28 protein-coding genes are annotated in these 24,325 nt (G+C 69.9%); 17 read left to right on the top strand and 11 right to left on the bottom strand.

Features of this window, described 5'->3' with window-relative positions:
- Nucleotides 1–42 precede the first annotated feature (42 nt).
- On the top strand, nucleotides 43–1,188 hold the full coding sequence (locus AB0F17_RS46870) for an FAD-dependent monooxygenase (protein WP_358037179.1): 1,146 nt from the start codon (nucleotides 43–45) through the stop codon (nucleotides 1,186–1,188).
- Here AB0F17_RS46870 and dapA read toward each other — a convergent pair.
- Nucleotides 1,150–2,010, bottom strand: coding sequence for a 4-hydroxy-tetrahydrodipicolinate synthase (gene dapA, locus AB0F17_RS46865; protein ID WP_358037176.1), 861 nt, complete (start codon nucleotides 2,008–2,010; stop codon nucleotides 1,150–1,152). The two genes, AB0F17_RS46870 and dapA, sit on opposite strands and share 39 nt — an antisense overlap.
- 88 nt (nucleotides 2,011–2,098) lie before the next feature.
- Here dapA and AB0F17_RS46860 point away from each other — a divergent pair, with 88 nt between their 5' ends.
- The gene (locus tag AB0F17_RS46860; RefSeq protein WP_358037173.1) at nucleotides 2,099–2,968 is read left to right on the top strand and encodes a LysR substrate-binding domain-containing protein; all 870 of its coding nucleotides are present in this window, start codon (nucleotides 2,099–2,101) and stop codon (nucleotides 2,966–2,968) included.
- A gap of 94 nt (nucleotides 2,969–3,062) precedes the next feature.
- Here AB0F17_RS46860 and AB0F17_RS46855 read toward each other — a convergent pair whose 3' ends face one another.
- Complete coding sequence (locus AB0F17_RS46855) at nucleotides 3,063–3,668, bottom strand: TetR/AcrR family transcriptional regulator (RefSeq protein ID WP_358037170.1); 606 nt, start codon at nucleotides 3,666–3,668, stop codon at nucleotides 3,063–3,065.
- An 80-nt stretch (nucleotides 3,669–3,748) separates the two neighbouring features.
- On the opposite strand from AB0F17_RS46855, the gene AB0F17_RS46850 reads away from it, so the two are divergent.
- Entirely contained in the window at nucleotides 3,749–4,702 is a 954-nt protein-coding gene (locus tag AB0F17_RS46850; protein ID WP_358037167.1) for a zinc-binding dehydrogenase, read from the top strand.
- Here AB0F17_RS46850 and AB0F17_RS46845 read toward each other — a convergent pair.
- From AB0F17_RS46845 to AB0F17_RS46830, 4 genes are read right to left on the bottom strand one after another with little or no spacing between them, the layout of a single operon-like run.
- Nucleotides 4,699–5,253 (bottom strand): WHG domain-containing protein, encoded by a 555-nt coding sequence (locus tag AB0F17_RS46845; protein ID WP_358037165.1) that lies wholly within the window; start codon nucleotides 5,251–5,253, stop codon nucleotides 4,699–4,701. The two genes, AB0F17_RS46850 and AB0F17_RS46845, sit on opposite strands and share 4 nt — an antisense overlap.
- On the bottom strand, nucleotides 5,246–6,082 hold the full coding sequence (locus AB0F17_RS46840) for an alpha/beta hydrolase (protein WP_358037162.1): 837 nt from the start codon (nucleotides 6,080–6,082) through the stop codon (nucleotides 5,246–5,248). Before AB0F17_RS46840 ends, AB0F17_RS46845 begins: the two co-directional genes overlap by 8 nt.
- Before the next feature lie 57 nt (nucleotides 6,083–6,139).
- A complete protein-coding gene (locus AB0F17_RS46835; protein WP_358037159.1) occupies nucleotides 6,140–7,096 on the bottom strand; it encodes a serine hydrolase domain-containing protein in 957 nt (318 codons plus the stop codon).
- A gap of 55 nt (nucleotides 7,097–7,151) precedes the next feature.
- Nucleotides 7,152–7,553, bottom strand: coding sequence for a VOC family protein (locus AB0F17_RS46830; RefSeq protein WP_358037156.1), 402 nt, complete (start codon nucleotides 7,551–7,553; stop codon nucleotides 7,152–7,154).
- Nucleotides 7,554–8,045: 492 nt separating this feature from the next.
- On the opposite strand from AB0F17_RS46830, the gene AB0F17_RS46825 reads away from it, so the two are divergent.
- The 6 genes from AB0F17_RS46825 (at nucleotide 8,046) to AB0F17_RS46800 (ending at nucleotide 13,713) form a co-directional block, all read left to right on the top strand.
- Complete coding sequence (locus AB0F17_RS46825; protein ID WP_358037153.1) at nucleotides 8,046–9,038, top strand: hypothetical protein; 993 nt, start codon at nucleotides 8,046–8,048, stop codon at nucleotides 9,036–9,038.
- A 308-nt stretch (nucleotides 9,039–9,346) separates the two neighbouring features.
- Nucleotides 9,347–10,018: a hypothetical protein gene (locus tag AB0F17_RS46820; RefSeq protein ID WP_358037150.1), complete on the top strand. Its 672-nt coding sequence runs from the start codon at nucleotides 9,347–9,349 to the stop codon at nucleotides 10,016–10,018.
- Between the two features lie 51 nt (nucleotides 10,019–10,069).
- Complete coding sequence (locus AB0F17_RS46815) at nucleotides 10,070–10,639, top strand: hypothetical protein (RefSeq protein ID WP_358037147.1); 570 nt, start codon at nucleotides 10,070–10,072, stop codon at nucleotides 10,637–10,639.
- Nucleotides 10,640–10,697: 58 nt separating this feature from the next.
- Entirely contained in the window at nucleotides 10,698–11,648 is a 951-nt protein-coding gene (locus AB0F17_RS46810; protein ID WP_358037144.1) for a ketoacyl-ACP synthase III, read from the top strand.
- A 17-nt stretch (nucleotides 11,649–11,665) separates the two neighbouring features.
- A complete protein-coding gene (locus tag AB0F17_RS46805; protein WP_358037141.1) occupies nucleotides 11,666–12,832 on the top strand; it encodes a cytochrome P450 in 1,167 nt (388 codons plus the stop codon).
- On the top strand, nucleotides 12,829–13,713 hold the full coding sequence (locus AB0F17_RS46800; protein ID WP_358037138.1) for an NAD(P)-dependent oxidoreductase: 885 nt from the start codon (nucleotides 12,829–12,831) through the stop codon (nucleotides 13,711–13,713). The genes AB0F17_RS46805 and AB0F17_RS46800 overlap by 4 nt, the downstream gene beginning before the upstream one ends.
- Here the strand turns inward: AB0F17_RS46800 and AB0F17_RS46795 are convergent.
- Nucleotides 13,668–14,519 carry a class I SAM-dependent methyltransferase gene (locus tag AB0F17_RS46795; RefSeq protein ID WP_358037135.1) on the bottom strand — a complete coding sequence of 284 codons (852 nt, stop codon included), beginning with the start codon at nucleotides 14,517–14,519 and terminating at the stop codon, nucleotides 13,668–13,670. The two genes, AB0F17_RS46800 and AB0F17_RS46795, sit on opposite strands and share 46 nt — an antisense overlap.
- 202 nt (nucleotides 14,520–14,721) lie before the next feature.
- Between AB0F17_RS46795 and AB0F17_RS46790 the strand changes: the two genes are divergently transcribed.
- Nucleotides 14,722–16,014: an LCP family protein gene (locus AB0F17_RS46790; RefSeq protein WP_358037132.1), complete on the top strand. Its 1,293-nt coding sequence runs from the start codon at nucleotides 14,722–14,724 to the stop codon at nucleotides 16,012–16,014.
- Here AB0F17_RS46790 and AB0F17_RS46785 read toward each other — a convergent pair.
- On the bottom strand, nucleotides 16,011–16,739 hold the full coding sequence (locus AB0F17_RS46785; RefSeq protein WP_358037129.1) for a class I SAM-dependent methyltransferase: 729 nt from the start codon (nucleotides 16,737–16,739) through the stop codon (nucleotides 16,011–16,013). The two genes, AB0F17_RS46790 and AB0F17_RS46785, sit on opposite strands and share 4 nt — an antisense overlap.
- A 105-nt stretch (nucleotides 16,740–16,844) precedes the next feature.
- Here AB0F17_RS46785 and AB0F17_RS46780 point away from each other — a divergent pair, with 105 nt between their 5' ends.
- The 4 genes from AB0F17_RS46780 to AB0F17_RS46765 are packed head-to-tail and all read left to right on the top strand — an operon-like array spanning nucleotide 16,845 to nucleotide 19,930.
- On the top strand, nucleotides 16,845–17,882 hold the full coding sequence (locus AB0F17_RS46780; RefSeq protein WP_358037126.1) for an ABC transporter substrate-binding protein: 1,038 nt from the start codon (nucleotides 16,845–16,847) through the stop codon (nucleotides 17,880–17,882).
- A 5-nt stretch (nucleotides 17,883–17,887) separates the two neighbouring features.
- Nucleotides 17,888–18,691: an ABC transporter ATP-binding protein gene (locus AB0F17_RS46775; protein ID WP_358037123.1), complete on the top strand. Its 804-nt coding sequence runs from the start codon at nucleotides 17,888–17,890 to the stop codon at nucleotides 18,689–18,691.
- Entirely contained in the window at nucleotides 18,681–19,535 is an 855-nt protein-coding gene (locus AB0F17_RS46770; protein WP_358037120.1) for an ABC transporter permease, read from the top strand. The genes AB0F17_RS46775 and AB0F17_RS46770 overlap by 11 nt, the downstream gene beginning before the upstream one ends.
- Complete coding sequence (locus AB0F17_RS46765; protein WP_358037118.1) at nucleotides 19,535–19,930, top strand: Rrf2 family transcriptional regulator; 396 nt, start codon at nucleotides 19,535–19,537, stop codon at nucleotides 19,928–19,930. Before AB0F17_RS46770 ends, AB0F17_RS46765 begins: the two co-directional genes overlap by 1 nt.
- Here the strand turns inward: AB0F17_RS46765 and AB0F17_RS46760 are convergent.
- Complete coding sequence (locus AB0F17_RS46760; RefSeq protein ID WP_358037115.1) at nucleotides 19,900–20,409, bottom strand: tetratricopeptide repeat protein; 510 nt, start codon at nucleotides 20,407–20,409, stop codon at nucleotides 19,900–19,902. The genes AB0F17_RS46765 and AB0F17_RS46760 overlap by 31 nt on opposite strands.
- Nucleotides 20,410–20,478: 69 nt before the next feature.
- On the opposite strand from AB0F17_RS46760, the gene AB0F17_RS46755 reads away from it, so the two are divergent.
- The 3 genes from AB0F17_RS46755 (at nucleotide 20,479) to AB0F17_RS46745 (ending at nucleotide 22,874) form a co-directional block, all read left to right on the top strand.
- Entirely contained in the window at nucleotides 20,479–21,420 is a 942-nt protein-coding gene (locus AB0F17_RS46755) for an ATP-binding protein (protein ID WP_358037561.1), read from the top strand.
- A gap of 77 nt (nucleotides 21,421–21,497) precedes the next feature.
- Nucleotides 21,498–21,884 (top strand): SCO5389 family protein, encoded by a 387-nt coding sequence (locus AB0F17_RS46750; protein WP_358037113.1) that lies wholly within the window; start codon nucleotides 21,498–21,500, stop codon nucleotides 21,882–21,884.
- A gap of 144 nt (nucleotides 21,885–22,028) precedes the next feature.
- Nucleotides 22,029–22,874, top strand: a complete 846-nt coding sequence (locus AB0F17_RS46745) for a hypothetical protein (protein WP_358037110.1) — start codon at nucleotides 22,029–22,031, stop codon at nucleotides 22,872–22,874.
- 206 nt (nucleotides 22,875–23,080) lie between these two features.
- On the opposite strand, the gene AB0F17_RS46740 is transcribed toward AB0F17_RS46745, so the two are convergent.
- On the bottom strand, nucleotides 23,081–23,677 hold the full coding sequence (locus AB0F17_RS46740; RefSeq protein WP_358037107.1) for a hypothetical protein: 597 nt from the start codon (nucleotides 23,675–23,677) through the stop codon (nucleotides 23,081–23,083).
- Nucleotides 23,674–24,243, bottom strand: a complete 570-nt coding sequence (locus AB0F17_RS46735) for an RNA polymerase sigma factor (protein ID WP_358037558.1) — start codon at nucleotides 24,241–24,243, stop codon at nucleotides 23,674–23,676. The genes AB0F17_RS46740 and AB0F17_RS46735 overlap by 4 nt, the downstream gene beginning before the upstream one ends.
- Between the last annotated feature and the right edge of the window lie 82 nt (nucleotides 24,244–24,325).

The following is a 24,325-nucleotide window of genomic DNA, read 5'->3' as shown; positions in this document are numbered from 1 at the left end:
CGGAATATATTTCGTTCGACCGAACGAAAGGTTTATCATCTCATGAAGGCTCTGATCATAGGTTGCGGCATCGGTGGCCCGGCAACCGCGATGGCCCTGCGCGAGGCCGGCATCGACGCCGAGATCTTCGAGGCCTACCAGGACACGGCGGAAGGCGTCGGCTCGTTCCTCAACGTCGCCTCGAACGGTCTGGCCGCCCTGCGGGTGCTGGGTGCGCACCGCAGGGTTATGGCCGCCGGCATCCCCACCCCGCACATGGTCATGTGGAGCGGCTCCGGCAAGCGCCTCGGCGAGGTGGCCAACGGCCTGGCCCTCGACGACGGCACGGTGAGCCACACGATCCTGCGCTCCGACCTCTACCGCATCGTCCGCGACGAGGCCGCCTCCCGCGGCATCACGATCTCGTACGGCAAGCGCCTGGTCTCCTTCGACGACACGGGCGACCAGGTGACGGCCCACTTCGCGGACGGCACGGAGGAGACGGGCGACGTGCTGATCGCCGCCGACGGCGTGCAGTCGCGCACCCGCGCCCAGCTCGACCCCGGCGCGCCCGCGCCCCGCTACAGCGGCCTGTACAGCTTCGGCGGGATCGTCCGCGACAGCGACTTCACCGGCGAGCCGGGGGTCTACAACATGGTGTTCGGCAAGCGCGCGTTCTTCGGCTACACCGTGGCCGCCTCCGGGGAGACCTGGTGGTTCGCCAACCTGCCGCGCGAACTCGGGGACGTACCACCGGACTGGAAGCCGCTGCTGGTCGAGGCGTTCAAGGACGACGCGAACTTCTCCGCCGAGCTGATCAGCCGCTCCGAGGTGGACCTGGCGCTGCCGGTCCACGACCTGCCACCGCTGCGGACCTGGCACAAGGGACGGGTGGTGCTCACCGGCGACGCCGCGCACGCCACCTCTCCGAGCTCGGGGCAGGGCGCCTCGCAGGCCATCGAGGACGCGATCGTGCTGGCCAGGTGCCTGCGGGACGCGGCGGACCACCGGGAGGCGTTCGAGCGGTTCGAGGCCGAGCGGCGCGAGCGCGTTGAGCGGGTCGTGGCCTACTCGCGGACGATCAGCAACAGCAAGGCCGCGGGGCCCGTCGGCCGGGTGTTCCGCGATCTGATGATGCCGTTCTTCCTGAAAAAGGTGGCCAGCCAGGAGTCACTGTCCTGGATGTACCGCCACCACGTCAGCCTGTGAGACGGCCTCCGGGCTCGCGGGGAGCAGCGGCAGGCGCACGTCCGGGGTCGGGATGAGGCCCCGGGCGTGCAGGACCCCCTTGACGACGGTCGGGTTCGGCTCGGCGAACAGCGCGGCCGACAGCCGGGCGAGCCGATGACCCAGCGCCCGGCCCCTGGCCACGTCACCCGCGTGCCACGCCGCGACCAGCTCGGCGAACCGGTCGGTGGCCAGATGCGCCGAGGCCAGGATGCCGCCCGCGGCGCCCAGCGCCAGCAGCGGCGAGATGAACATGTCGTCACCGCCCAGCACCTCGAACCCCTCAGGCAGGTCCCCGAGCAGGTCCACGGCGTCCTGGTCGATCCCGCCCGTCGCGTACTTCACCCCGGCGATCATCGGATGCCCGCCCAGGTGACGCAGGGTCGCGGCGCTCACGACCTGCGCGGTCCGGTAGGGAACGTGATAGATCACCAGCGGCACCGGCGTCTCCTCCGCCAGCGCCTCGAAGTGCGCGATGACACCTCGTTCCGAGGGCCGCAGGAAGTACGGCACGGCCACCAGCGCGGCGGAGACCCCCGGCGGCAGCTCCTTCAGCGCCACGGCCGTCGAGCGCGTGTCGTTGCCGGAGATGCCGACGGTCAGCGGCACCTCGCGTTCGGCGCAGACCCGGACGCAGACCTGGATCACCCGCGCCCGCTCGGCGGGCGTCAGCGCCGCGACCTCACCGGTCGTGCCCAGCGCGACCAGCCCGGCGGCGCCCTGGTCGAGAACGTGGCGGGCGAGCTTGTCGATCGCCTCGACGGCCACCTCGCCCGCCTCGGTGAACGGCGTGACCAGTGGCACATGAAGTCCTGTCAGCATGCTTCAGCCTGACCCGGAACAATACGTTAGGTCCAGCGCGGATTTCTGCTGTTGAGCTTAAGCTTGCCTGATGCTCGACCCTCGTAAGCTCCGCCTCCTACGCGAACTCGCCCAGCGCGGCACCATCGCCGCGGTCGCCGAGGCGCTCAGCTTCACCCCCTCGGCGATCTCCCAGCAGCTCAGCGCCCTGGAGCGGGAGGCGGGCGTGGCGCTGCTGCGGCGCACGGGCCGTACGGTCACCCTGACGCCCGCCGGTCACCTGCTCGTCGAGCACGCGCAGGACATACTCGAGCAGTTGGAAAGGGCGTCCGCGGCGCTCGCCGCGGTGCGGAGCGGCCCGTCGGGACCGCTGCGGGTCGGCGCGTTCCCCACGGCGGCGCGGGTGCTGCTGCCGCCCGCGCTCGCCGAGCTGTCCCGCGCGCATCCGGGACTGCGGCCGATGGTCTCCGAGATCGACCCCGCCGACGTCTCCGCCGCGCTGCGGGCGGGTGAGGTGGACGTCGCGCTCGTGCACGAGTACGACTTCGTGCCGCCGGTCACCGACGCGTCGCTGGAGACGGAGCCGCTGTTCGGGGAGCGGATGTACCTCACCGACCGGGCCACGATCGCCGACGCCCGCGACGACGCCTGGATCGTCGGCAAGCCGGGCACCCTGTGCCACGCGATGGCGATCCGGGCCTGCCAGGCGGCCGGTTTCGAGCCGCGAGTCCGTCACGAGATCGACGACTTCGACACCGTGCTCGCCTTCGCCGCCGCCGGTCAGGGCGTGGCGCTCGTGCCACGCCTGGCCGCGCTCACGCCGCCGCACGGGGTGACGCTGACCAGGCTGCCGCTCAGCCGCCGCACCCTGGCCGCCTTCCGTCGGGGGTACGGCGAGCATCCCGCGATCAAGGCGGCCATCGCGGCCTTCCACACCGCGATCACCCACCTCCCTCTCTGAGCGAACCTCCTCGCTCTACGAGCGGGTCCCCTTCCTCGCCGCGCGGACCTCCTCGCTCTCCGAGCGGGCCCCCTCCCTCGCCGAGCAAGCCGGCTCACTCTCTGGGCGGACCTCCGCCCTCGCTGAGCAGGCCCCTGACCAGGTCGCCGAGGGTGGCCGCGACCCTGGCCGACTCGCCGCCGAGCAGCAGGCCGCTGATCGGCTCCGTGTGCAGCGTGCCGAGCAGGACGTGGCCGGCCAGCTCGGCGTCGAGATCCGGCCGCGCCTCGGCGATCAGCCCCGAGATGTGCTCGTGCCACGCCACGTAGATCGGGTTGGCCAGCCGCGACCCGCCCCCCGCCTTCTGGGTCAGCCTGGCGTGCTCGTGCGCGGCCATCAACCCCGCGTTCCCGGCCGCCATCGCGACCACCGCGTCGAGGAAGGCGACCAGCCGTTCCCCCGCCGGAGCGCCCGGCCCCAGCGGCGGCGGTCCCTCCATGACGGCCTGCTCCAGCGCCCGCGCCCGCTCCGTCATGAGCTCCTGCATGAGCCCGACACGGCTGCCGAACCGGTGGAACACCGTCCCCTTGCCCACGCCCGCCGCGGCGGCGACCCGCTCGACGGAGACCTCCCCCGGCGGATGCTCGCGCAGCAGCGCCTCGGCGGCCGCCAGGATCGCCCGCCTGTTGCGTGCCGCGTCGGCCCTCTCCCGCCGTTCCATCAGATCATTGTTCCCCATAGACAAGTTGACCGCCGGTCCATATATTAACTGGACCAACGGTTCACTTAGAAGGGTTTCGCATGCGCGCGATCGTTGTCCACGAACTGGGCGGTCCCGAAGTGCTCAAGGCCGAGGACTGGCCGGAGCCGAAGGCGGGAGAGGGGCAGTTGGTCATCCGTACGCAGGCCATCGGGGTCAGCTACGCGGAGACCCAGATGCGGACGGGCGTCTTCCCGCTGCCGGTGCCGCTGCCCACGGTGTTCGGCGCCGAGGCGGCCGGCGTGGTGACCGAGGTCGGGGCCGGAGTCGACGAGGCCCTGGTGGGCACCACGATCGCCGGTGTGACGGGCGGAATCGGCTCGTACGCCGAGTACGCGGCGGTGCCCGCGTCACTGATCTGCCCGGTGCCCGAGGGCGTATCGCCGGTCGACGCCGTCGCCGCCGCCGCGCCGGGCGCCATCGCGCTGGCGCTGCTGCACCGGGCCGGGCTCAAGGGCGGGGAGACCGTGCTGGTGGAGGCCGGGGCGAGTTCCGTCGGGACGTACCTGCTGCGCCACGCCAAGGAGTTCGGCGCGGAACGCGTGATCGCCACCGCGGGCGCCGAGGCGAAGCGGGAGCGAGCCAGGCAGATGGGGGCCGACGAGGTCATCGACCACCGCGAGCCCGGCTGGCCCGGTGAGTTGCCCGACGTGGACGTGGTCTTCGAGTCGATCGGCGGGGCGTCGGCCAAGGCGGTGCTCGATCACCTCACACCCGGCTCCGGGCGCATGCTCTGCTACGGCTCGCTGAGCGGCGAACCCGCCGCGGTGGGCGCCGCCGATCTGTGGGCTCGCGGCGTGACCATCGTCGGGTGCGGCGGGCCCGTGTGGGGAGCCGAGGTGTTCGGCGTCCACTACCCGGAGATGCTGGCCAGGGTGGCCGACGGGCGCAGCCGGGCGTACGTCGAGGCCACGCTGCCACTGGAGTCGGCCGCCGAGGCCCACCGCCGCCTCGAAGGCCGCACCGCACTGGGCAGAATCGTGCTGATCCCCTAGCGGGGGCTGTGGAGGCCTGAGATGATCATGTGGATCAGCAGGTCGTAGCTTTCGTCGAGCTTCTCGGGAAGCCCGAACCCGCCTGCCGCCTCCAGCACCGAGAAGCCGTGGGCGGCCGCGCGCAGGGAGCGCGCCGCGTGGATCGCGTTCGAGCCCTCCAGTCCGTACGCCCTGAGGGCCGCGAACAGGATGTCGATCAGCCGCGCCGCCGCCTCGGCCGTCGCCGGGTCCGGGACCTGGATCACCGCGGCGTAGCGGCCGGGATACCGCGTGACGTACGAGCGCCAGGCCTTCATCAGCGCCCGCAGCGCGTCGTCGCCGGACCGGCCGAGCACGGCCGCGCCCACGTGCTCCGCCATCTCGTTCAGTATCCGCACGGACAGGAGTTCGCGCAGCTCGGCGAGGTTCCGCACGTGCTTGTACAGGGACGGGGTGGCGACACCCGCCCGCGCCGCCACCGCCGACAGGGTCAGCGCGGCAGGGCCCTCCTCATCGATGATGGCCACCGCGAGCGAGACGACCGCGTCAGGGGACAGCGCCGCCCTAGCCACGGACCTGCTCCTTGAGGAAGGACAGCACGGCCGCGGCGACCTTCTCGGGGAACTGCGCGTGCGGGTAGTGCCCGGCGCCCTCGATCATCGTGACCGTGCCGAGCCCTTCCGGCATGGCCGCGACGATGCCCCGGGCCTCAGCCTCGGGGTTCGCCCAGTCGGGGTCGAGCGTGCCCATGACGACCAGCGCGGGAACCTGGAGGTCCGGGAGCATGGCACCGGCATCGATGGGCGCGGATCCGCCCATCTTGATGACGACCGCCATCCGGCCCGGCCGGCGCAGGTCGGCTTCGAGCGCGGCCATGTACGCGGCGTGGTCGGCCTGCCTGACGCCGGGGAAGGCGACGTCGAGGTAGCTCTTCCACACCCCGACGCTGCGCAGGATGACAGTGCCGAAGAGCCGCGTCATGCCCTTGCGGTGGCGGGCGATCCGCAGACCGTTCAGGTCGAACTTCTGCGCCCGGGTGAACGGGCCGAGCTCGACGACGGCACTGACCAGCTGGGGATTCCGGGCCGCCGCGATGGTGGCGGCCCCGCCGGAGAACGAGTGGCCCACGACGACGGCGGGGCCCGCGCCCAGGTGGCGGATGAGCGCCAGGATGTCACCCGCCACGTCGACGCGCGTGTAGGAGTCCCAGCCGATGCTCGACTCGCCGTGGCCGCGGATGTCCAGGTTCGCCACCTGGTATCCGGCCGCCACGAGCTTCGGGATCAGGAAGCGGTACGCCTTCCTGCCGTCGCCCATGCCGTGCGCCAGCACGACCAGCGGGCCCTCGCCCGTCACGTCGTACGCGAGTTGTCCGCCGTCGTGCGTCAGGAACTCGGTCATGTCGCCCTCCTCGGCTAAGCCCTATAGCCAAAAAGCTAATGGCTTTAGCCGGGGCTGTCAAGCCTCTTGGAGGACCGCGTCGAGCACGGCCGCGGAGGTGGACTGTGCGAAGTTGTCATAGTTGCCCGCGGTCATGGCCACGACCAGCCCGCGCTCGGGGGCCAGGTGGAGCACCTGGCCGCCGTTGCCGTGCGCGGCGAGCGAGGGGTGCTCACCGGTGCCGACATACCAGTGATAGCTGTACGCGGACTCGTCGTCGATCTTCACCCGGGGCCGCGACAGCTCCTCGATCCAGCTCCGCGGCACGATCCCGCGCCCGCCGTCGAGCAGGAGCGTGCCGATGGCGGCCAGGTCGCGCGGCGCCAGCCGCAGCCCCGACGCCGCCATCTCGGCCCCGTCGCCGCCCCGCCCCCACTCGAACTCACCGATGCCCAGCGGCTCGAACAGCGCGCTCCTGCCGAACTCGGTCAGCGACCGGCCGGTCCCCTTGACGACGAGCTGCCCGATCAGGGCCGTCGCTCCGCCGCTGTACGTACGCCGCCGCCCCGGCTCCTCGACGACGGGCCGCTCCAGCACGAAGCGGTGGCGGTCGGGCGCGTACTCCATCGCGATCTCGCTGTTGGCGGTGCTGGTGTACGGCACGCTCTCGTCCCACTCCAGCCCGAGCGTCATCGTCAGGGCATGCTCGATGGTGAGGCGGGCCCGCTGGGGGTCTTCGGCCAGGTCCGGATATTCCGGGAATTGGGCGAGCAAGCCCTCCTCCGGCGGCGCCACCAGCTTCTCGGCCAGCGCGATGCCGTACAGGAGCGAGACGACGCTCTTGGTGACGGACCGGACGTCGTGCAGCGTGTCCGGCTCGAACGTGACGTGCCCGAGGGGCTCGTTGAGCTTGAAGTCCTGGCCCGCGCCGTACCGTTCGAGGATGATCTGCCCGTTCTCGACGACCACGAGCCCGTGCAGGTTCGGCGCCTTACCCGCCCGCAGGACACTGTCCACCCGATCCGCCAATGCCATGACGATCTCCTCTTCGCTGGGACTTCCCGGTCTACGGCCTGACACGGTGTGAGGGTCAATCGCGCTCACGGTGACAGACGGCTTCCAGGAGGAATCCAAACGGATCCCGCCAGAAAGTGGCGTAGTAGGGCGGCGGATATTCGGGGAAATCGCGCGGCCCCTCCACGACCACATCCCCCAGCGAGACCACCCGCTCGTGAACCGCGCGGACCGCGGACCGGCTCCCGACCATGAACGCCAGGTGCTGCAGGCCCGGGTGGTCGCGGGAGTAACCGGCCGTTCCGTCTGCCGCCGGATAGAAGAACAGGAAGGTGCCGGGCTTGCCCCCGGCGGGCCGATAGGCGAACTGGTCGACGTCACTCAGAAACTCGTCGAAGGCCAGGAGCGGCATCAACTGGTCGTAGTAGGCCTTGGCCCGCACCAGGTCGGGGACGCTTATCCCGATGTGTCCGATCACCACGCCATCATGCGCTCCCGAAGCAAGCTATGACGCGTTCATAGTATGTCTGGATCATAGTTTGGAGTGGCGCCGCAGGGTCGGTAAGTCCCGACTGGCGCAGGAGTTCTGCGATCAAAACAGGGTTCGAGCCCGGCCTTCCGCTGGACCAGGCATGGGGGCCCGAGGATGGACCAGGCATGGGGGCCCGAGGAACTGCTGGCCGCCTGGCGTCCTCACTGACCGCCGGGGGGCTCGATGCCGGTCCTGATCAGGCCGAGCAGGCGTGGCAGGAGCAGTACAGCTCAGGAGTGGGAGTTGGAACCGCTCCAGGTCAGGCCCGGAGCGGTTCCGTCAAGGTCGCGGATCGAACCGCCGAACCTCATCCCACGGGTTCCGTTACCTCCCGTACGTCATCCGTGTGCGTAGGCGGGGACGGACCCGCGCTGCCACGAGTCGCGGGTGTGTGCGTAGGCGCGCCAGCCCCTGTCCCAGGTGTAGGTCTCAGACGGCGTGCGCTGCTCGAGGCTGCTGACGTTCGCGGTCGCGGCGTCGATGCAGTCGCTCTTCGGCTCAGCCGGGCGGACAACGGTCGGCTCGACCGGACAGGCCGCGGCCGGAGCCGCCGCCACCGAAGCGGCCGGGCAGGCAGCGGCCGGGGCCACCGGCCGAACAGCGGTCGAGGCGGCCAGAGCCGGGCAGGCCGCGGCCGGGGCCGCCGCGCCGACAGCCGCCGAGGCGGCAGAGCAGGCATCGGTCGCGACCGTCGGGCGGACAGCCGCGCTCACCCTCGGCCACACAGCCGCCGTCACCCTCGGACGGACGGCCACCGTGGCCGTCGGACGGGCATCCACCATCACCGTCGGACGGACAACCGCCGTCACTGCCGGATGGACAACCGCCGTCACCGTCGGACGGACAACCGTCGTTACCGTCGGACGGACGGCCACCGTGGCCGTCGGACGGGCATCCACCATCACCGTCGGACGGACAACCGCCGTCACCGTGGGACTGATGACCGTCGTGAGCATCGGATGGAAAACCGTCGTCACCATCGGGCGGACCATCACCGTGGCCGAGGGGCGGACAAGCACTGTGGCCGAGGGACGGACTACCGCCGTGGTCGCAGGACGGACAGCGGTCGTGGCCGCCGGGCAGGAAGAGGCCGGGGCGATCGGGCGGACCACGAACGGGGCGGCGGAGCAGGGAGAGGCCGGAGCGGCAGGGCGGACGAACGTCGCGGCCTCTGGGCTGACAGCGGTCGAGGCGTCGGGACAGACAGTGGCCGGGCGGACAGCGGCCGTCGCCGCCGGGCACGCGGAGGTCATGGTGAGGGCGCTGGTCCCGGGGACGGTGCGGACGCTGCTCACGCTGGAGCGGCTGATGCTGGTCACGCTGGAGCGGCTGATGCTGAAAGTACCGGCGCGGACGCCGTTCGAGTCGGCGATGAAGAAGCGGCCCGTTGCCTTGAAGTCGTGCGTCCCGATCGCACTGATCGGGAAGTAGGTGAAGCCGCTGCTGTCGAACTCGTCGTCGGCAGCCGCGGGTCCTGCGCTCAGCAGCAGGCCGGAGGCGGTCAGCGCAAGAGCGGTGATGGCGTGCTTGTACAAGGTCTATCCCCCAGAGGTGATGACACCGTTGTTTCGCCCGCTGGCTTACCCCGCGCTGTGGATCGGCCGTCTCCCCAAATGATCTAGTTCCTTTAAAAACAGCCGACTGCCCATAGCGATTTGTTGGAATGATTGGTAGAAATCCTGTCAAATCCGGGAACGTGTGCTCATACTTGGGGAAGCTGGTCCCACAGGAGCACGATCATGCGGAAGACACCCCCACGCATGGCTCCGGAGTCAAGGCTGGAGTCAAACCACTTCCTTCAACTCGCCGCGATCGACTTCAACGGCGTATACGCGGTCCACCTGGCCGCCAAGGAAGAGCGCCTCAAGATGACGAGGCTCGCGATGAGCCTCTTGTCTGGACCGTTCCTGGCCACGATCGCGCTCACCAGCGCGAAGGTCGTCGACCCGCAGAACCTGACGGAGTGGCACCGGGTGCCGTGGTACCTGTTCGCCCTGGTGGCGGCGTTCGGGCTGCTCAGCGTGCTGCCGTTCCTGCGGCTCATCGAGGCGGTCAACGCGCACGCCAGGACGGCCAGGGCGATCAACAACTTCCGGCTGCTGTACGTGGCCCGGCTCAAGAACGAACTCAACTGGTCGCCGAACCTGCCGGTCGATCCGCGCTTTCCCGAGACGTACGCGCCGCTGGCCTGGCCGGGAATCAACGTGATGATGCTGGCGATCGTCAACTCGACGTACCTGACCGTGGGTGTCAGCGGCCTCAGCCGGCAGGATCCGAACCTGCTCATGCTGCTGACCGGCATCACGCTGGTGGCTCTCGTCCACTACTCCGTTTACTACGTGCGCTGCAACGTCACCAGGCGGCGCCGGCTCCCGCACAATCCCTACGAATTCCCGAACCTGGAGACCTGAATGCCCGGCCCAACACTTTGGGCGTCGTGTGGGGAGGCGTGGATATGGCTGATGCGCCATGTCTGGACGGCGGGGGCGCTCGCCGACGATGACCGGGGTCCCGTCATCGAGGCGCCGTCCGTGCTGTTCGAGATCGCGGTCACGAGTGGGAACGACCCCATCATCGAGAGGTACGGCGACACGGACCGGCTGGCGCTGTACCGCAGGAAGTTCAGCCAGGACACGATCGTGCCGCCGTTCAAGTACAGCTACGGCGCCAGGATCAAGGGCCAGCTCCAATGGGCGGCCGACCTGCTGCGGGCCAAGCCGTACAGCAAGAGCGCCTGGATCTCGCTGACCACCCCGGGCGAGCCGTACGACTCGGTGCCCTGCCTGATCGGACTGGCCTTCAGGATCAGGGAGGACGCGCTGGTCATGACCGCCACGTTCCGGTCGCAGAACGCCTTCACCAGCTACCTCAACTACCTGCCGCTCGCGGACGTCCAGGCCGGAATGGCCGGACGGCTGGGGCTGGGCACCGGTCCGATGCGGGTGTTCGTGGACGTGCCGCACCTGTATCTCGCCGACAGCACGCAGGTGCTGCGCGTCATGCGGCCCGCACCGTATCCGCATCGCATATAGGCACCTCGGTGAACGGCTCGCAAACGTTCTGCAAGAGCGACCCGCTAGGTTTCGGCAGATGAAGGCCCGCATCACCAGGATTTCCACGTACCTCCCCGCAGACACGCTGACCAGCGACGAGGTCGAGCGGCGCATCCGGGGCTACCGCCCGCCGCGCGGCATCGTCGAGCGGATGACCGGCATCAGGCGCCGGCATGTGGCCTCCGACGATCAGCAGGCCTCGGACCTGGCCGTCGAGGCCGCCAAGGAGCTGGCGGCCGACGTCGATCTGCTGATCTTCGCCTCGGCCTCGCAGGACCTGGTCGAGCCCGCGACCGCGCACATCGTGGCCGCCAAGCTCGGCCTGTCGTGCCCGGTGTTCGACGTCAAGAACGCCTGCAACAGCCTGCTCAACGGGATCCAGGTGGCCGAGGGCCTGATCGTCTCCGGGTCGTACCGCAGGGTGCTGGTGTGCTCGGGCGAGACGCCCTCGCGGGCGATCCGCTGGCGGGTCAGGGATCGGGCGCAGTTCGTGGACGCGTTCGCGGGATACACGCTGTCGGACGCGGGCGCGGCGGTGCTCGTCGAAGCTGACCCCACGCGCGGCATCTTTTATCGCGAATTTTCGGCTGATAGTAGGGCGTGGGCCATCGGCACCCTCCCCGGCGGCGGCTCCATGCACCCGCGCGACCCCGACTACTCCTACTTCCGTGGCGACGGCCGCCGGCTGAAGGAGGCGTTCGAGCTCATCGGCCCCGACCTCTTCCTCAACGCCCTGAAACACACCGGCCTGACCTGGGACGACTTCGCCGTGATCGCGGTGCACCAGGTGGCGTTGCCGTACCTGAAGGTCCTGTCGCAGGCGCTGGACCTCCCCGAGGACCGGCTGGTGATCACGCTGCCCGACCACGGCAACTGCGCGTCGGCCACACTCCCGCTCCAACTCGCGCACGCCCGCGAGGGCGACCGCGTCGCGCTGCTCGGCCTTGGCGGCGGCATCAGCATGGGCGTCATGCTGGCGGACCTGTGAACGACATCAACAGCCCCGTGAATCCCCGACACGAGCGACACGACGGACTCGACCGACGCCGGGGGCGCCACGAGACTCGCCTCTACCTCGCCGCCCACCCCTTCGCCTACCCGCTGATGCGCCTGCTGGCCCGGCTGGGCGCGGTGGTGCGGGTGCCGGGGCTGGGCGTGGTGGTCAACGACGCGGCACTGGCCCGGCGCGTGCTCATGGACGGCCGCTTCCGGAAAGACGGCCCCGGCTCGCCCGGCGACCTGTGGACGCCCGTGCTCGGCCCGTCGGTGCTGCTCAACATGGAGGGCGAGCCGCACGCGGCGCTCCGCGCCAAGCTGGCCCCGCTGTTCACACCGTCGTCCGTCGCCACGCTGGTCTCCGACGTGCTCGCCGGCCCACTGGACGATCTCCGCGTACGGCTGGCGAACGGCGACACGGTGGACCTGGTGGACGAGATGCGGCTGCTGGCCGGAGCGGTGATCTGCCGGGTCGTCGGCCTCGGCGAGGTGCCGGCAGCCAGGGCGAGGCGGCTGTTCGCCGACGGGGAGCGGGTGGTGTCGATGGTCTCGCTGCGTACCCGGGGATTGACCGCCCGCCGGCTCACCGTCGCCCGCGAGGTGCTCGACGGGATCGGCGACATCGCGCAGGTCGCCTACGACGCGGGGGATCCCGCCACGGTGATGGGCCGGATGCGCGAGCTCGGGCTGTCGGCGGCGGAGGCCCGCGGGGCGGCCGGGGCGTTCTTCCTCACCGGCACGGAGACGGTCGCCACGTTCGTGCCCCGGCTGGTCGCCTTGCTGCACGACCACGACGCCTTCGGCGCCGACCTGGATCTGGCGATCGAGGAGGCGATGCGGGTCACCACACCGACCCCGGTGATGCTGCGTTCCGTCGCCGAGCCCGTACGCCTGGGCAGGGTCCTGGCCAGGCCCGGCGACCGCGTGGTGATCGTCACGCACAACTGCGCCCGCGCGTACGGACCGTTCGATCCGTCCCGGCCGCATCCGCCCGAGCTGCGCCGCCTGTGGTTCGGCGCCGGGCCGCACTTCTGCATCGGCTACCCACTGGCGCTGGCCGAGATCCGCGCGGTGGCCCGGGTCGTGCTCGCCCGCCCGGTCGAAGTGGTGGCGCGGCGGGCGGCCAGGGGTGTGCTCATCCCGACCTACGAGCGGCTGCTGATCAGGGCCGCATGAGGGTCGGGGTCACCGGGGCGTCCGGTTTCGTGGGTGGCGCGGTCTGCCGGGCGGCCGTGGCCAGGGGGTGGCAGGTGTACGGCTTCGGGCGCAGGCCCACGGAGATCCCCGGCGTGCCGTACCTCACCTGGGACCTGACCGGCCGCGACCACCCGGACCTCGACCTCGACGCGGTGATCCACTGCGCGGGGAGCGTCACCGACTGGGGCCCGCCGGCCGGGATCTGGCGGGCCAACCTCGACGGGACCCGGAACGCCATGGCCGCCTTCCCCGGCGCCCGGTTCGTGCACGTCAGCACGGCCAGCGTGTACGACCCGCGACGGCCGACGGTCATGGCCCGCGAGCACGAGGCCCCGGTGAGCCGGTACGTCAACGCGTACGGCGCGTCCAAGGCGGCGGCCGAGCGACTGGTCGAGGGGCAGGCGGTGATCCTGCGCCCGCACGCCGTCTACGGTCCCGGCGACACCACGCTGCTCCCCCGGGTGCTGCGGGCGGTCAGGGGCCGCAGGCTGGTCGCGGTCGGCGACGGGCGGCAGCGCGTCAGCCTGACCTCGGTCGCCAACCTCGCCCAGGCCTGCCTGCTGGCCGTCACGGGTCCTCTCGGCACCTACAACGTCACCGACGCCGAGCCGGTGGCCCTGGACGACGCGCTCCGTGCCGTACTACGCGAGAAGGGCATCGACGCGACCCCGCTCTACCTGCCCCGGCGGCTCGCCCACGGCCTGGCGGCGATCTCCGAGACGCTCACCCGCGAGCCGCGCCTGACCCGCTACGCCGTCGGCCACCTGGCCGTCGAGCGCACCCTGGACATCACCGCGGCCCGCGAACGACTCGGTTACGCGCCCTCGCCGACGTCTTTCGCAGGCGCCGCGTCCTGGTGAGGTCCGCGAACCCGACTGCCCTCCGGCAGCGCCTCACCGCCGTCGGCGACCGCCTTGCCGCCGGCGGAGCGCGGCTCGCCGCCGTTCGGGCTCGGCTTGCGTGCCTCCAGCATCTCCGACTTGAACCACGGCCCGCCGTACCAGAACCGCCACCCCAGGTCGCGCCTGCGCACATCGACCACGCCAAGCTCGCGCAGCACGCTCTCGTACTGGGGCGTGTGCTGGAAATCGGCGATCAGCATCAGCCCGCCCGGACGCAGCACCCGATGCGCCTCCTTGACGGCCTGCTCGCGTCCTTCCACGGTCGGGATGTTGTGGATGGCCAGGCTGGACACGATCATGTCGAACCGCCCGTCGTCGAACGGCAGCTCACGCATGTCACCCGTGACCAGCTCGACCCGATCCGACACCCCTTCGGCCTCGGCGTTGGCCTGGGTGACGCCCTCGGCGTTGCCCGACTGATCCACGCCGCGCCACAGGTCGATGCCGGTGGCCCGGCCCTCGCGCAGCCGCTGGGCCGCGAGCAGCAGCACCGTCCCGCGCCCGCAGCCGAGGTCGAGAATCTGCTCGCCGCCCTCGATCCGGCCGAGCTCCTCGGCCCAGACGGCGAACTTCCCCCGGCGGGTCGTGTAGAGGTAGCTGCCTGCGCTGGCCAGCGTGTAGACCGCGCCGAGCAGGAACGCGATCGCCGCCGCCGGGACATCGGAGACGAACGAGACCGCTGACAGCACCAGCAGCACCACTGCGCCGAAGAAGAGTCCGGCAAGGGCCCATGGCGCGTCGAATCCATAGCTACCGCGCTTCACACTCACGTTATATCGCAAGATGGACTTCACCGAAACTTGCCGTGACACTGCCTTTTCCGCAAATAGTCAGCGTGACACCCGTTACTAGCCTTGGGAGTAATTCGTAGAACAGGGGGGCTTGCCAGGGATGACAGTGAGAACACGGGGTTTTGGGCTTGGCTTCAGCATCATCCTCACCCTCGCGTCTACCCTGCTGTGGGGGGTGGCCCACCTGGCCGCCGACCGCCGGAGAACCGGCCTCGCCCTCATGGCGGCGCACGTGCTGATGCTCGCCATGATCCTCACCGTGATCACCGTGTTCGGCAGCAAGCTGCTCCCGCTGGCCGTCCAGCCCGCCTGGCTCACCGCCTTCTCCATCATGATCGCCACAATCGCGATCATCTGGACGGGGGTCGTCATCTGGTCGTATCTGCTGGTACGGCCGGCCCCCGTGAACCGCGTGGGCCGCGCGTTGACCAGCGCGCTGACCATCGCCCTGTGCGCGCTCATCCTGACCCCGGCCGTCTACGCGGCCCGCGTGACCTACGTGTCGCGTGACGTGGTCAACAGCCTGTTCACCGCCAACGTCTCCCCTGTCGTGTCCCAGGATCCGTGGGACGGCGCGAAGCGGATCAACCTTCTGCTCCTCGGCGCCGACGCCGCCCCCGGCCGACCCGGGGTGCGGACCGACAGCATGACCGTGGCCAGCGTCGACGTGGCCACCGGCGCGGCGATCCTGCTCGGCCTGCCGCGTAACCTGCAGCGGGTGCGCCTGCCGGAAGGTCCGCCCAGAGAGCGCTTCCCGGACGGCTTCACCGGCGCGGGCCCCGAGACTCCTGGCCTGCTCAACGAGGTGTTCCAGTACGCCGAGGACTATCCCGAGATGGAGCCCGGCATACGCAAGGGGCAGCGCGGCCCGACCCTGCTCAAGAAGACGATCAGCGACATCCTCGGCATCCCCATCACCTACTACGCCATGGTCGACATGAAGGGCTTCGCGCAGATCATCGACGCGATGGGCGGCGTGACGGTCACCATCAAACAGCCGATCGTCTACGGCAAGTACCGCGAGGGCCTGTTGCGCCCCGGCACCCGCAAGCTCTCGGGCGCGGACGCCCTCTGGTTCGGCCGCTCGCGTACGGACAGCGACGACTACGTGCGCATGGGCCGCCAGAAATGCCTGCTCAACGCCGTCGCCAAGCAGGCCGACCCGGTCACCGTGCTGAACAGTTTCGAGAAGCTGGCCGCGGCGACGAAGCGCGCCATCTCCACCGACATCCCCCAGAACGTGCTGCCCGACCTGGTCGAACTGACGCAGCGGGTGAAGGCCAACAAGATCAAGAGTCTGAGCTTCGTACCGCCGCTGATCAACACGGTCTACCCCGACTGGAGCCTGATCCGGCGCAAGGTCACCCAGGCCCTGGCCGAGCAGGACTCGGGCACCACACCCCCGCGCGCCACCCCGCGGACGCCGAGCCCCGAGACCCCGATCGCCCTCGACTCCGCCTGCCGTTAGCCGCGCCTGAGCAGCAGCGTCACGAACCCGAGCAGGTCACGGTAGCCGTCGAGCCACATCTTCCGGTGCTCCAGCGCCGCGGCCATCGCGGCGTCGCCGTCGTCGCCGGGGTGCCGCAGCGCCCAATCGATGAGCGACCCGGTCCACGACCACTCGTAGTCGTACCACTCCCCCCGCTCGCTGACGTGGGCGTACACGGTGTGGTACCCGCCCGACTCGGCCTGTGCCACGGTGCCCGGCAGGTCCGCGTACTCGCCGATCTCCGCCTCGACCTCCCTGGCCGGCGGCCGCTCCCAGAACCCCTCGCCCACCAGCGCCAGCCCACCGGGAGCGAGCAGTCCGCCGATCGCCTCCATCGACGGCGTCAGCCCGCCGAACGCGTGCGTGGCGCCGACGCAGAGCACCAGGTCGTACGGCTCGGCCGAGGTGAAGCCCGTCGCGGAGCCGTGATGCAGGGCCAGCCGGTCGGCCACCCCGGTCTCGGCCGCCATCCGGCGGGCGTTGGCGAAGCCCGCGTCGGACAGGTCCACACCGTCGGCCGTGGCGTCGCCGTACAGCTCCAGGAGCCGGACGCTCCAGAACGCCTCACCGCAGCCCAGGTCCAGGATCCGCGCGCCGCTCGGCAGCTTGGCCCGGCGCAGCAGCCGGGTCAGGTTCGCCTCGCTGATCGGGGAGGCGATGGGGTGGTCGGCGTGCGCGAGGTGGCTGATCAGCTGTCTCTCCATATGGACAGATCCTAGTTATCCCCCTATACCAACTTGACGTGTAGGGATTTGAGGGGTTTCATATGCACATAGCCGACTGATTAAGTAGGAAATAGGGAGTAGAGCATGAACGCTCGCAGGGTGCTCGCCGCTCTGGCCGCAACCGCACTCACCGCGCTCGCGGCGGCCTGCGGGAGCAGCGCGTCTCCCACCGGCGCCGGCGCCGCCAAGGAACTACGCCTCGGCTACTTCCCGAACATCACCCACGCCACCGCCCTGGTCGGCGTCGAGAAGGGCTTCTACGCCAAGCACCTCGGCGTACCGGTGAAGACCAGCACGTTCAACGCCGGCCCGGCCGCGATCGAGGCGCTCTTCTCCGGCGCCATCGACGCCACCTACATCGGCCCGAACCCGGCGATCAACGCCTGGGAGAAGTCCAAGGGCAAGGCCATCAACATCGTCGCGGGCGCCGCGTCCGGCGGTGTCTACCTGGTCGTCAAGCCCGGGATCAACTCCCCCGCCGACCTCAAGGGCAAGAAGATCGCCACGCCGCAGCTCGGCAACACCCAGGACGTGGCGCTGCGCTACTGGCTGGACAGCAAGGGGCTCAAGACCGACACCAAGGGCGGCGGCGACGTCCACATCGTGCCCCAGGAGAACGCGCAGACGCTGCAGACCTTCGCGACCGGCGACATCGACGGCGCCTGGGTGCCCGAGCCGTTCGCCAGCCGCCTGGTCATCGAGAGCAAGGGCAAGATCCTTCAGGACGAGCGTGACCTGTGGCCGAACAAGCAGTTCGTGATCACCCACCTGATCGTCCGGCAGGACTGGGCCAAGGCCAACCCCGACCTGCTCAAGAAGCTGCTCGAAGGGCACGTCGAGGCCACCAAGTACCTCAATGACGACCCCGCCGCGGCCGCGCAGACCGTCAACGCCGCGATCCAGAAGCTCACCCAGAAGCCGCTCAAGCCCGAGGTGCTGGCGAGCGCGTTCAAGAACATCACCTTCACGAACGACCCCATCGCCTCCTCACTCACCGGCAGTGCGGACCACGCCGTCAAGGTCGGGCTGCTCAAGCCGGTGGACCTGAACGGCATCTACAACCTGAAGCCCCTCAACGAGGTGCTGGCCGCGCAGGGCCAGCAGTCGATTTCGGACAGGTGACGCACATGACGACGCAGGTGGTCGATCGCACGACGGCGGTCCGGCTGGAGGCCGTCTCCAAGGTCTACGGTCACGGCGGCAACGGGCTGCTCGCCCTCGACAAGGTCTCGCTGTCGGTACGGCCCGGCGAGTTCGTCTGCCTCCTGGGCGCCTCCGGCTGCGGCAAGAGCACGCTGCTCTCGCTGGTCGCCGGGCTCGACAAGCCGACGCAGGGGGAGATCTCCACGGTCGGTCGGCAGGTCTCGATGATGTTCCAGGAGCCGGCGCTGTTCCCCTGGCTCACGGTCTCGGCCAACGTCGAGATGGCCTTCCGCGCTGCGGGCCTGTCCAAGCAGGACCGTCGTACCAGGGCGGCGGAGTTCCTCGACCTCGTGCACCTGGGCGGGTTCGGGAAGAAGCGCCCGCACGAGCTGTCCGGCGGCATGCGCCAGCGCGTCGCCCTGGCCCGCGCGCTCGCCCAGTCCTCCTCGTCGTCCTCCTCGTCCTCCTCTGAGGAGGGGGGCGCGGTGCTGCTGATGGACGAGCCGTTCGCGGCGCTCGACGCGATGACCCGCGACCTGCTGCACGACGAGCTCGAACGCATCTGGCGGGAGCGGTCGCTGTCCGTCCTGTTCGTCACGCACAACGTCCGCGAAGCCGTACGGCTCGGCGACAAGGTCGTGCTGCTCAGCAGCCGTCCCGGCAGCGTGGTCGAGGAGTTCCCCGTCGAGCTCGCCCGGCCCCGCCGCACCGACTCCGCGGAGGTCGCCGAGCTGGCCGCGAAGATCACCGACCGGCTGAAGGAAGAGGTCATGCGCCATGGCCGTTGACGCGCACGCGCGGCAGATCGCCGGGCTCGACGCGCTGGAGCTGGCCGGTGACCAGCGCGCCGGGATAGCGTCCCGGGTCTGGGCGCGGGTCTGGCCGATGCTGACCGCGATCGCGCTGGTGCTGGTCGCCTGGCAACTGGTCGTGCTGAGCGGTCGCTGGCCCGAGTACGTCTTCGCCGGGCCGATCACCACGTTCCAGGACATCGGGCACCGCCTCGGCGACCCCGAGTTCTACCAGGCCGTGGGGACCACCATGCGCCGGGCCGTCACCGGCTTCGCGCTGGCCATGCTCGTCGGACTGGTCGTCGGCGCGGCCGTGTCGCGGGTGAAGGTGCTGCGGGCCGCCTTCGGCGCGCTGATCACCGGCCTGCAGACCATGCCGTCGATCGCCTGGTTCCCGTTCGCGATCCTGCTGTTCGGGCTGACCGAGAGCGCCATCACGTTCGTGGTGATCCTGGGCGCCGCGCCGTCGATCGCCAACGGGCTGATCACCGGCGTCGACTACACGCCTCCGCTGCTCCTGCGGGCCGGGCACGTGCTCGGGTTCCGGCGGTTGCAGCTCTACCGGCATGTGATCCTGCCCGCGTCGCTGCCGTCGTTCCTGGCGGGGCTGAAGCAGGGATGGGCGTTCGCCTGGCGCTCGCTGATGGCCGGTGAGCTGCTGGTGATCATCGCCTATCAGTCGTCACTCGGAGAGCAGTTGGCGATCTCGCGGGAACTGTCCGACTCGCCGGGCCTGATCGGCACGATGATCGTGATCCTGGTGATCGGTATAGTGATCGACATGCTATTCGAGGCGGCCGACAGCGCCTTGCGGCGGCGCTGGGGCCTCAATCCGGTGTGATGCGGATCTCCGCGCGAACCGATTACGCGCTGCGGGCGGTCAGCGAATTAGCGGCCGCACCGCCGGGGCCGGTGCCGGCCGAACGCATCGCCATGGCCCAGAACATCCCGCGCCGCTTCCTCGACAACATCCTGCTGCAGCTCAGACGGGCCGGACTCATCCACAGCCTGCGCGGCCCCGACGGCGGCTACTGGCTGGCACGCCCGGCCGACGACATCACGCTCGCCGACGTGATCGCCGTCATCGAGGGCAAACCCGAATATCCCGCGCACGGTGGCTATCCAGGTGTCGCGGGGCCGTTGGCCGACGTCTGGAGCGCGCTGCGCGAGCACGAGGAACGGCTGCTCACCGAAGTCACCTTCGCTCAGATCGTCTCGTCCAAGTTCTCGGCGTAGTAGGAGATGGCCCTGACGTAGCCACCCGCCCGGTCTGACTCGGCGACGACCGTGAGCAACGAGCTGACGGCCTCGCGCGCCCGGCCCGCGTTGTAGAGCGCCATGGCGTTGAACGTCCGCAGCCCCGCGTCTCCGGGGAACTCCGCCAGCCCGCGCCCGAACGTCTCCAGCGACTCCGCCACCCGCCCCAGCACCCGGTAGGTGCTGCCCAGCCCGAGGAAGGCGCCCAGCCGGTCCTCGGCGCTCAGCCCGTCACCCGCCAGCGCGCGTACGTAGAACGGCACCGCCTCGGCCTCCAGGCCGAGCGCGTCGTGCACCCATGCGGCCTGATAGGCCACCTCGGCGTCCTCGGGATGCCGCGCCGCCAGCGCGACCAGAAGCTCGCGAGCCTCGTCACGCTCGCCCGCCTCGCGCAGCCCCACGGCCCGCGCCAATTCCTCACGCAGCCCCACGGCCGGGGCCAATTCCTCGTCACGCACGCGCTCAGTGTGCCATGATGAGCGTGACCTGAAACGGTAACGGTTTTCATAATCATCGGGAGGGTGCTCGTGAGGGTGGCGTTCGTCGGGAAAGGCGGCAGCGGCAAGACGACGATGTCGGCGCTGTTCGCGAGATACGTGGCGAGCCAGGGCGGCCCGGTGGTGGCCGTGGACGCCGACATCAACCAGCACCTGGCCCTGGTGCTCGGCGTCGAGGAGCCGCCGGAGCCGCTGGGTTCCCGGCTCACCGAGATCAAGGAGCTGCTGCGCGGCGACAACCCGCGCATCCCCTCGGCCCAGGCCATGGTCAAGACGACCCCGCCGGGCCGGGGCTCCCGGCTGCTGAGCTTCAAGGATTTGGCGACCAGCGAGTTCGGGGTCACCACGGCCGAAGGCATGCGGCTGATGGCGACCGGCCCCTTCAGCGCGGACGACCTGGGCGTGGCCTGCTACCACTCCAAGGTCGGAGCCGTCGAGCTGCTGCTCAACCACCTGGTGGACGGTCCGGGCGAATACGTGGTGGTCGACATGACGGCCGGGGCCGACTCGTTCGCCTCGGGCCTGTTCACCCGCTTCGATCTGACGTTCCTCGTCGCGGAGCCGACCAGGCAGGGCGTCAGCGTCCACCGGCAATATCGCGACTACGCCGCCGACTACGACGTGCCGCTCGCCGTGATCGGCAACAAGGTGCACGGCCAGTCCGACGTCGACTTCCTGCACAGCCAGGTGGGCGACGACCTGCTCACCTGGATGGAGCACTCCTCCGCCGTCCGCGCCATGGAGCAGGGCCGCCGCTTCGCCCTCGACGACCTGGAGCCCGGCAACACCGACGCGCTGGCCATGCTGCTCAAGCACCTCGACGCGCAGACCAAGGACTGGGCCCGCTTCGGCCGCCAGGCCGAGGAGTTCCACCTGCGCAACGCCCGCTCCTGGGCCAACGCCAAGACCGGTCTCGACCTGGCCGACCAGATCGACCCGGAGTTCGTCTACGGCGGCTGCCCGACCACATGACTGTCCCCTCCGGTCGTCTGGAAGCCCCCGCCGAGCCCATCTAGCGTTCGAATCAATCCCCGTTGAGAGGAGACAGCATGTCGCTGACCGTTCCGAACGATCTACTCGATCAGGCCAGAGCGGGAGAGATCGACGACGCGGCGTTCATCGCCTGCGTCCGCGACTCCCTGCCGTACGCCTGGTCGGTGATCAGCGAGCTGGTCCAGCACCGCGACAGGACCGGCGCCGACTTCGCCGACAACCAGGTGCCCCCACCGGACGAGGAGGCCCGCGGCCAGCTCCTGCGCTGCCTGGCCAGCGACTCGATGCGGGACGCCCTGGAGCGCCACTTCGGCATCCGCCTGGCCTTCCAGAACTGCCATCGGGTGGCGGTGTTCGCTCCGTCGGCCTCGGCCGCGTTGCGAGAGTTCGTCACGCCGCGCGCACAGATCCTCAACCAGAAACCCGAACTGGTGGACTGCTGATTCCCCCTGTGGCGGGCCGGTTCTCCCGGCCCGCCACGTAGCGGCGCCCGACAACACCCTGTGGCACATCAGGCAGACCGGCGCCAACGGCGCCTGGGGCGAATGGCAGCGGATTGTCAGCGGCGCATGGGAGACTCCCGCTTCATGACGAGCTGGCCCGAGCGCGTTCGGCGGTTGATCGCTGCCAAGCGTCCGTCCCGCGAGGAACTGGAGACGCTGTGTGCGGATGCGGCGAAAGACCCGGAGGCGGCACGAGAACTAGGGCACATGCTGCTGCAGGTGTCCTGGTCGGAAACGCAGACCGACGGCTATGGCTACGTGCCGGGAGCGGAGAAGTGGCTGCGGCAAGCGGCGGCGGCACGACCGCAGGACGTTGAAGCGACTCTCCTCTTGGCGACCCTGTTGTCGATTCAGTGCGGACAACTCCGGGACATGGCCTCGGGGATGCGCCACTCAAAACGGTGGGATGAAGAAAGGAAGCGGCGGAGCGTCGAGGCAAGCGGCCTGTACGAAAGGGCACTCCAGCTCGATCCCCATTCGAGCGCCGCCGCCGGCGGGCTGGCTCTCCTACGTGAGAACCAGCGCATCGCGGGCTATGACCACTCGGCCGCCACCGCGGCCGGAGACCTTGACGAAGCTCTGTCTCACCGCTTCGACTACTTCGTCCTACAGGTTGAACTGCTGGTGACCAACAACGGAGACACGGTCACCCGATGGGTCGTGCTGCGCGACCTCGAACAGCTCTGGGGCTTTGACACCTGCGCCTGGGAGATCAGCGAGCCAGTGGCCTTCCAGTACGAGCGCGGAATCCACGTCGCAACGCACCGGCCTGCCCGGCTATCCGGCAGATCACTCGCCCAGGTCGCCGAGGAGTGGCTTGCGAAGAGGGACCCGGCGTCCCGGGATGCGCTCCTTCCCGTCGGACATCCGGCGCGCCATGACGGCAAGACCCTCCATTACGGCGTCAACGGCGCCCAGATGGCGGACTGACCTCTGTGAGGATTGCGGCCCTGGCCTGCTGCGCCTGGGACGATATTCGCCACGATCTCAAGACCGCGGTCCCGCCACGCCGAACGCCACGCCGAACGCCAGGGCGCTGCTTGGTGTGTGGGTCTCTGACGCGAGATAAATCCCAGGTCACGGAGGAGGGCTCCCGATGTACCCCCTCCGTGACCGGTGCGGCCTGGAGGTCTCTGCTAGTCGCCGAGCGGTGCGGCGCCGTCGACGAGGTCGCACGGCGCTACCGGGCTGTTGGAGACTCGCGCCCAGATCGCTGCCACGACGCCACCCGGCTTGGGGTCATCGTCCACGGCGAACTCCAGTACGCCGGTCTGGCCGGGCTTGATCTGTTGCGGGTCGATCTGAAAGCCGTCCGTCTCGACGGTGGGCGGGAAGACGGCGAGCGGGGCCTCCTCCTTCGACAGCCAGTTCTCGCCGCGCGGGCGAGTGGCGCACTTCTTGCCCCTGGGCAGGTAGTCGACGACGATGTTGTAGCCCATCCTCTTCAGATCGGCCTCGAGGGCCTCGGGGTCCTTGGCCTCGTTGATGGTGATGGTGATGGTGCCGTCGGCGTTCTTGGCCACCGCGAACGCGGGTGTGCCCCCGAACATCAGCGGGAAGGCCACCGCCGCCGCGGCGGCCAGACCCAGCACGGGGGCCAGTACGCCGGCGCGCAGCAGCTTGCGGCGCGGCTTGGCCTGCTTGGACTCATCCTGCAGAGCGGTCATCACGAACTCCTTGAGCAGTTGGTGACGGCCCTCAGGAAGATCCCGTTCCTCCGGGAAAATGTTCATGGGGTGCTCTCCTGGGTGGACCGGACCGCGGTGCCGCGGTCACCATCTATCTGTCGCCGGCTCACGGCCAGTTCCAGCTTTTTCCGGGCCCGGGACAACCGGGATCTGACGGTGCCGATCGGGATGCCCAGCGCCTCGGCCGCCTCGGCGTAGTCGAGCCCGGCCCCGGCGCACAGCAGCAGCACATCCCGCTCATGTCTGCGTAACCGCCCGATCGCCGTACGCACCTCGGCCAGTCGTTCCTTGTCGGCGATCTGCCCGACCAACTCCTCGGCGAAATCCGGGACGGCGTCGTCACGGGGCATCCTGGCCATGGCGTCCTGGTGACGCCGCCTGGCCCGTCGCAGGTTGCGAGCCACGTTGGTGGCCACCACGAGCAACCATGGCCGCAGCGAACCACCGTCCGGGGCGAGCCGCTCCCGCAACCGCCACGCCTCCAGGAACGTCAGCGACACCACGTCTTCGGCCACCGACCAGTCACCGGTCAGCCGGTAAGCGTGGTTGTAGACGCTTTTGGCGTACTGGTCGAAAAGCTCCTCGAACGCTCGTTGATCGTAAGCATTCAGGAGCTCAAGATCGCGATGGCGTGAGCAGCGCCCGCGCGGTGGGATGATCTTCGGGTGCCGAGGACCCCGGATCGCCGCCCGT

It is taken from the genome of Nonomuraea sp. NPDC026600 (genome assembly GCF_040638335.1).
GTDB lineage: Bacteria > Actinomycetota > Actinomycetes > Streptosporangiales > Streptosporangiaceae > Nonomuraea.
This window is presented reverse-complemented; position numbering and strand designations above follow the sequence as displayed.

Bases quoted from the DNA above. Each gene is read 5' to 3' on its own strand.
- AB0F17_RS46870 (WP_358037179.1), top strand. From the start codon at position 43: ATGAAGGCTCTGATCATAGGTTGCGGCATCGGTGGCCCGGCAACCGCG.
- AB0F17_RS46860 (WP_358037173.1), top strand. From the start codon at position 2,099: ATGCTCGACCCTCGTAAGCTCCGCCTCCTACGCGAACTCGCCCAGCGC.
- AB0F17_RS46855 (WP_358037170.1), bottom strand. From the start codon at position 3,668: ATGGAACGGCGGGAGAGGGCCGACGCGGCACGCAACAGGCGGGCGATC.
- AB0F17_RS46850 (WP_358037167.1), top strand. From the start codon at position 3,749: ATGCGCGCGATCGTTGTCCACGAACTGGGCGGTCCCGAAGTGCTCAAG.
- AB0F17_RS46840 (WP_358037162.1), bottom strand. From the start codon at position 6,082: ATGACCGAGTTCCTGACGCACGACGGCGGACAACTCGCGTACGACGTG.
- AB0F17_RS46835 (WP_358037159.1), bottom strand. From the start codon at position 7,096: ATGGCATTGGCGGATCGGGTGGACAGTGTCCTGCGGGCGGGTAAGGCG.
- AB0F17_RS46820 (WP_358037150.1), top strand. From the start codon at position 9,347: ATGCGGAAGACACCCCCACGCATGGCTCCGGAGTCAAGGCTGGAGTCA.
- AB0F17_RS46815 (WP_358037147.1), top strand. From the start codon at position 10,070: ATGCGCCATGTCTGGACGGCGGGGGCGCTCGCCGACGATGACCGGGGT.
- AB0F17_RS46810 (WP_358037144.1), top strand. From the start codon at position 10,698: ATGAAGGCCCGCATCACCAGGATTTCCACGTACCTCCCCGCAGACACG.
- AB0F17_RS46800 (WP_358037138.1), top strand. From the start codon at position 12,829: ATGAGGGTCGGGGTCACCGGGGCGTCCGGTTTCGTGGGTGGCGCGGTC.
- AB0F17_RS46785 (WP_358037129.1), bottom strand. From the start codon at position 16,739: ATGGAGAGACAGCTGATCAGCCACCTCGCGCACGCCGACCACCCCATC.
- AB0F17_RS46780 (WP_358037126.1), top strand. From the start codon at position 16,845: ATGAACGCTCGCAGGGTGCTCGCCGCTCTGGCCGCAACCGCACTCACC.
- AB0F17_RS46775 (WP_358037123.1), top strand. From the start codon at position 17,888: ATGACGACGCAGGTGGTCGATCGCACGACGGCGGTCCGGCTGGAGGCC.
- AB0F17_RS46770 (WP_358037120.1), top strand. From the start codon at position 18,681: ATGGCCGTTGACGCGCACGCGCGGCAGATCGCCGGGCTCGACGCGCTG.
- AB0F17_RS46765 (WP_358037118.1), top strand. From the start codon at position 19,535: ATGCGGATCTCCGCGCGAACCGATTACGCGCTGCGGGCGGTCAGCGAA.
- AB0F17_RS46750 (WP_358037113.1), top strand. From the start codon at position 21,498: ATGTCGCTGACCGTTCCGAACGATCTACTCGATCAGGCCAGAGCGGGA.
- AB0F17_RS46745 (WP_358037110.1), top strand. From the start codon at position 22,029: ATGACGAGCTGGCCCGAGCGCGTTCGGCGGTTGATCGCTGCCAAGCGT.
- AB0F17_RS46740 (WP_358037107.1), bottom strand. From the start codon at position 23,677: ATGAACATTTTCCCGGAGGAACGGGATCTTCCTGAGGGCCGTCACCAA.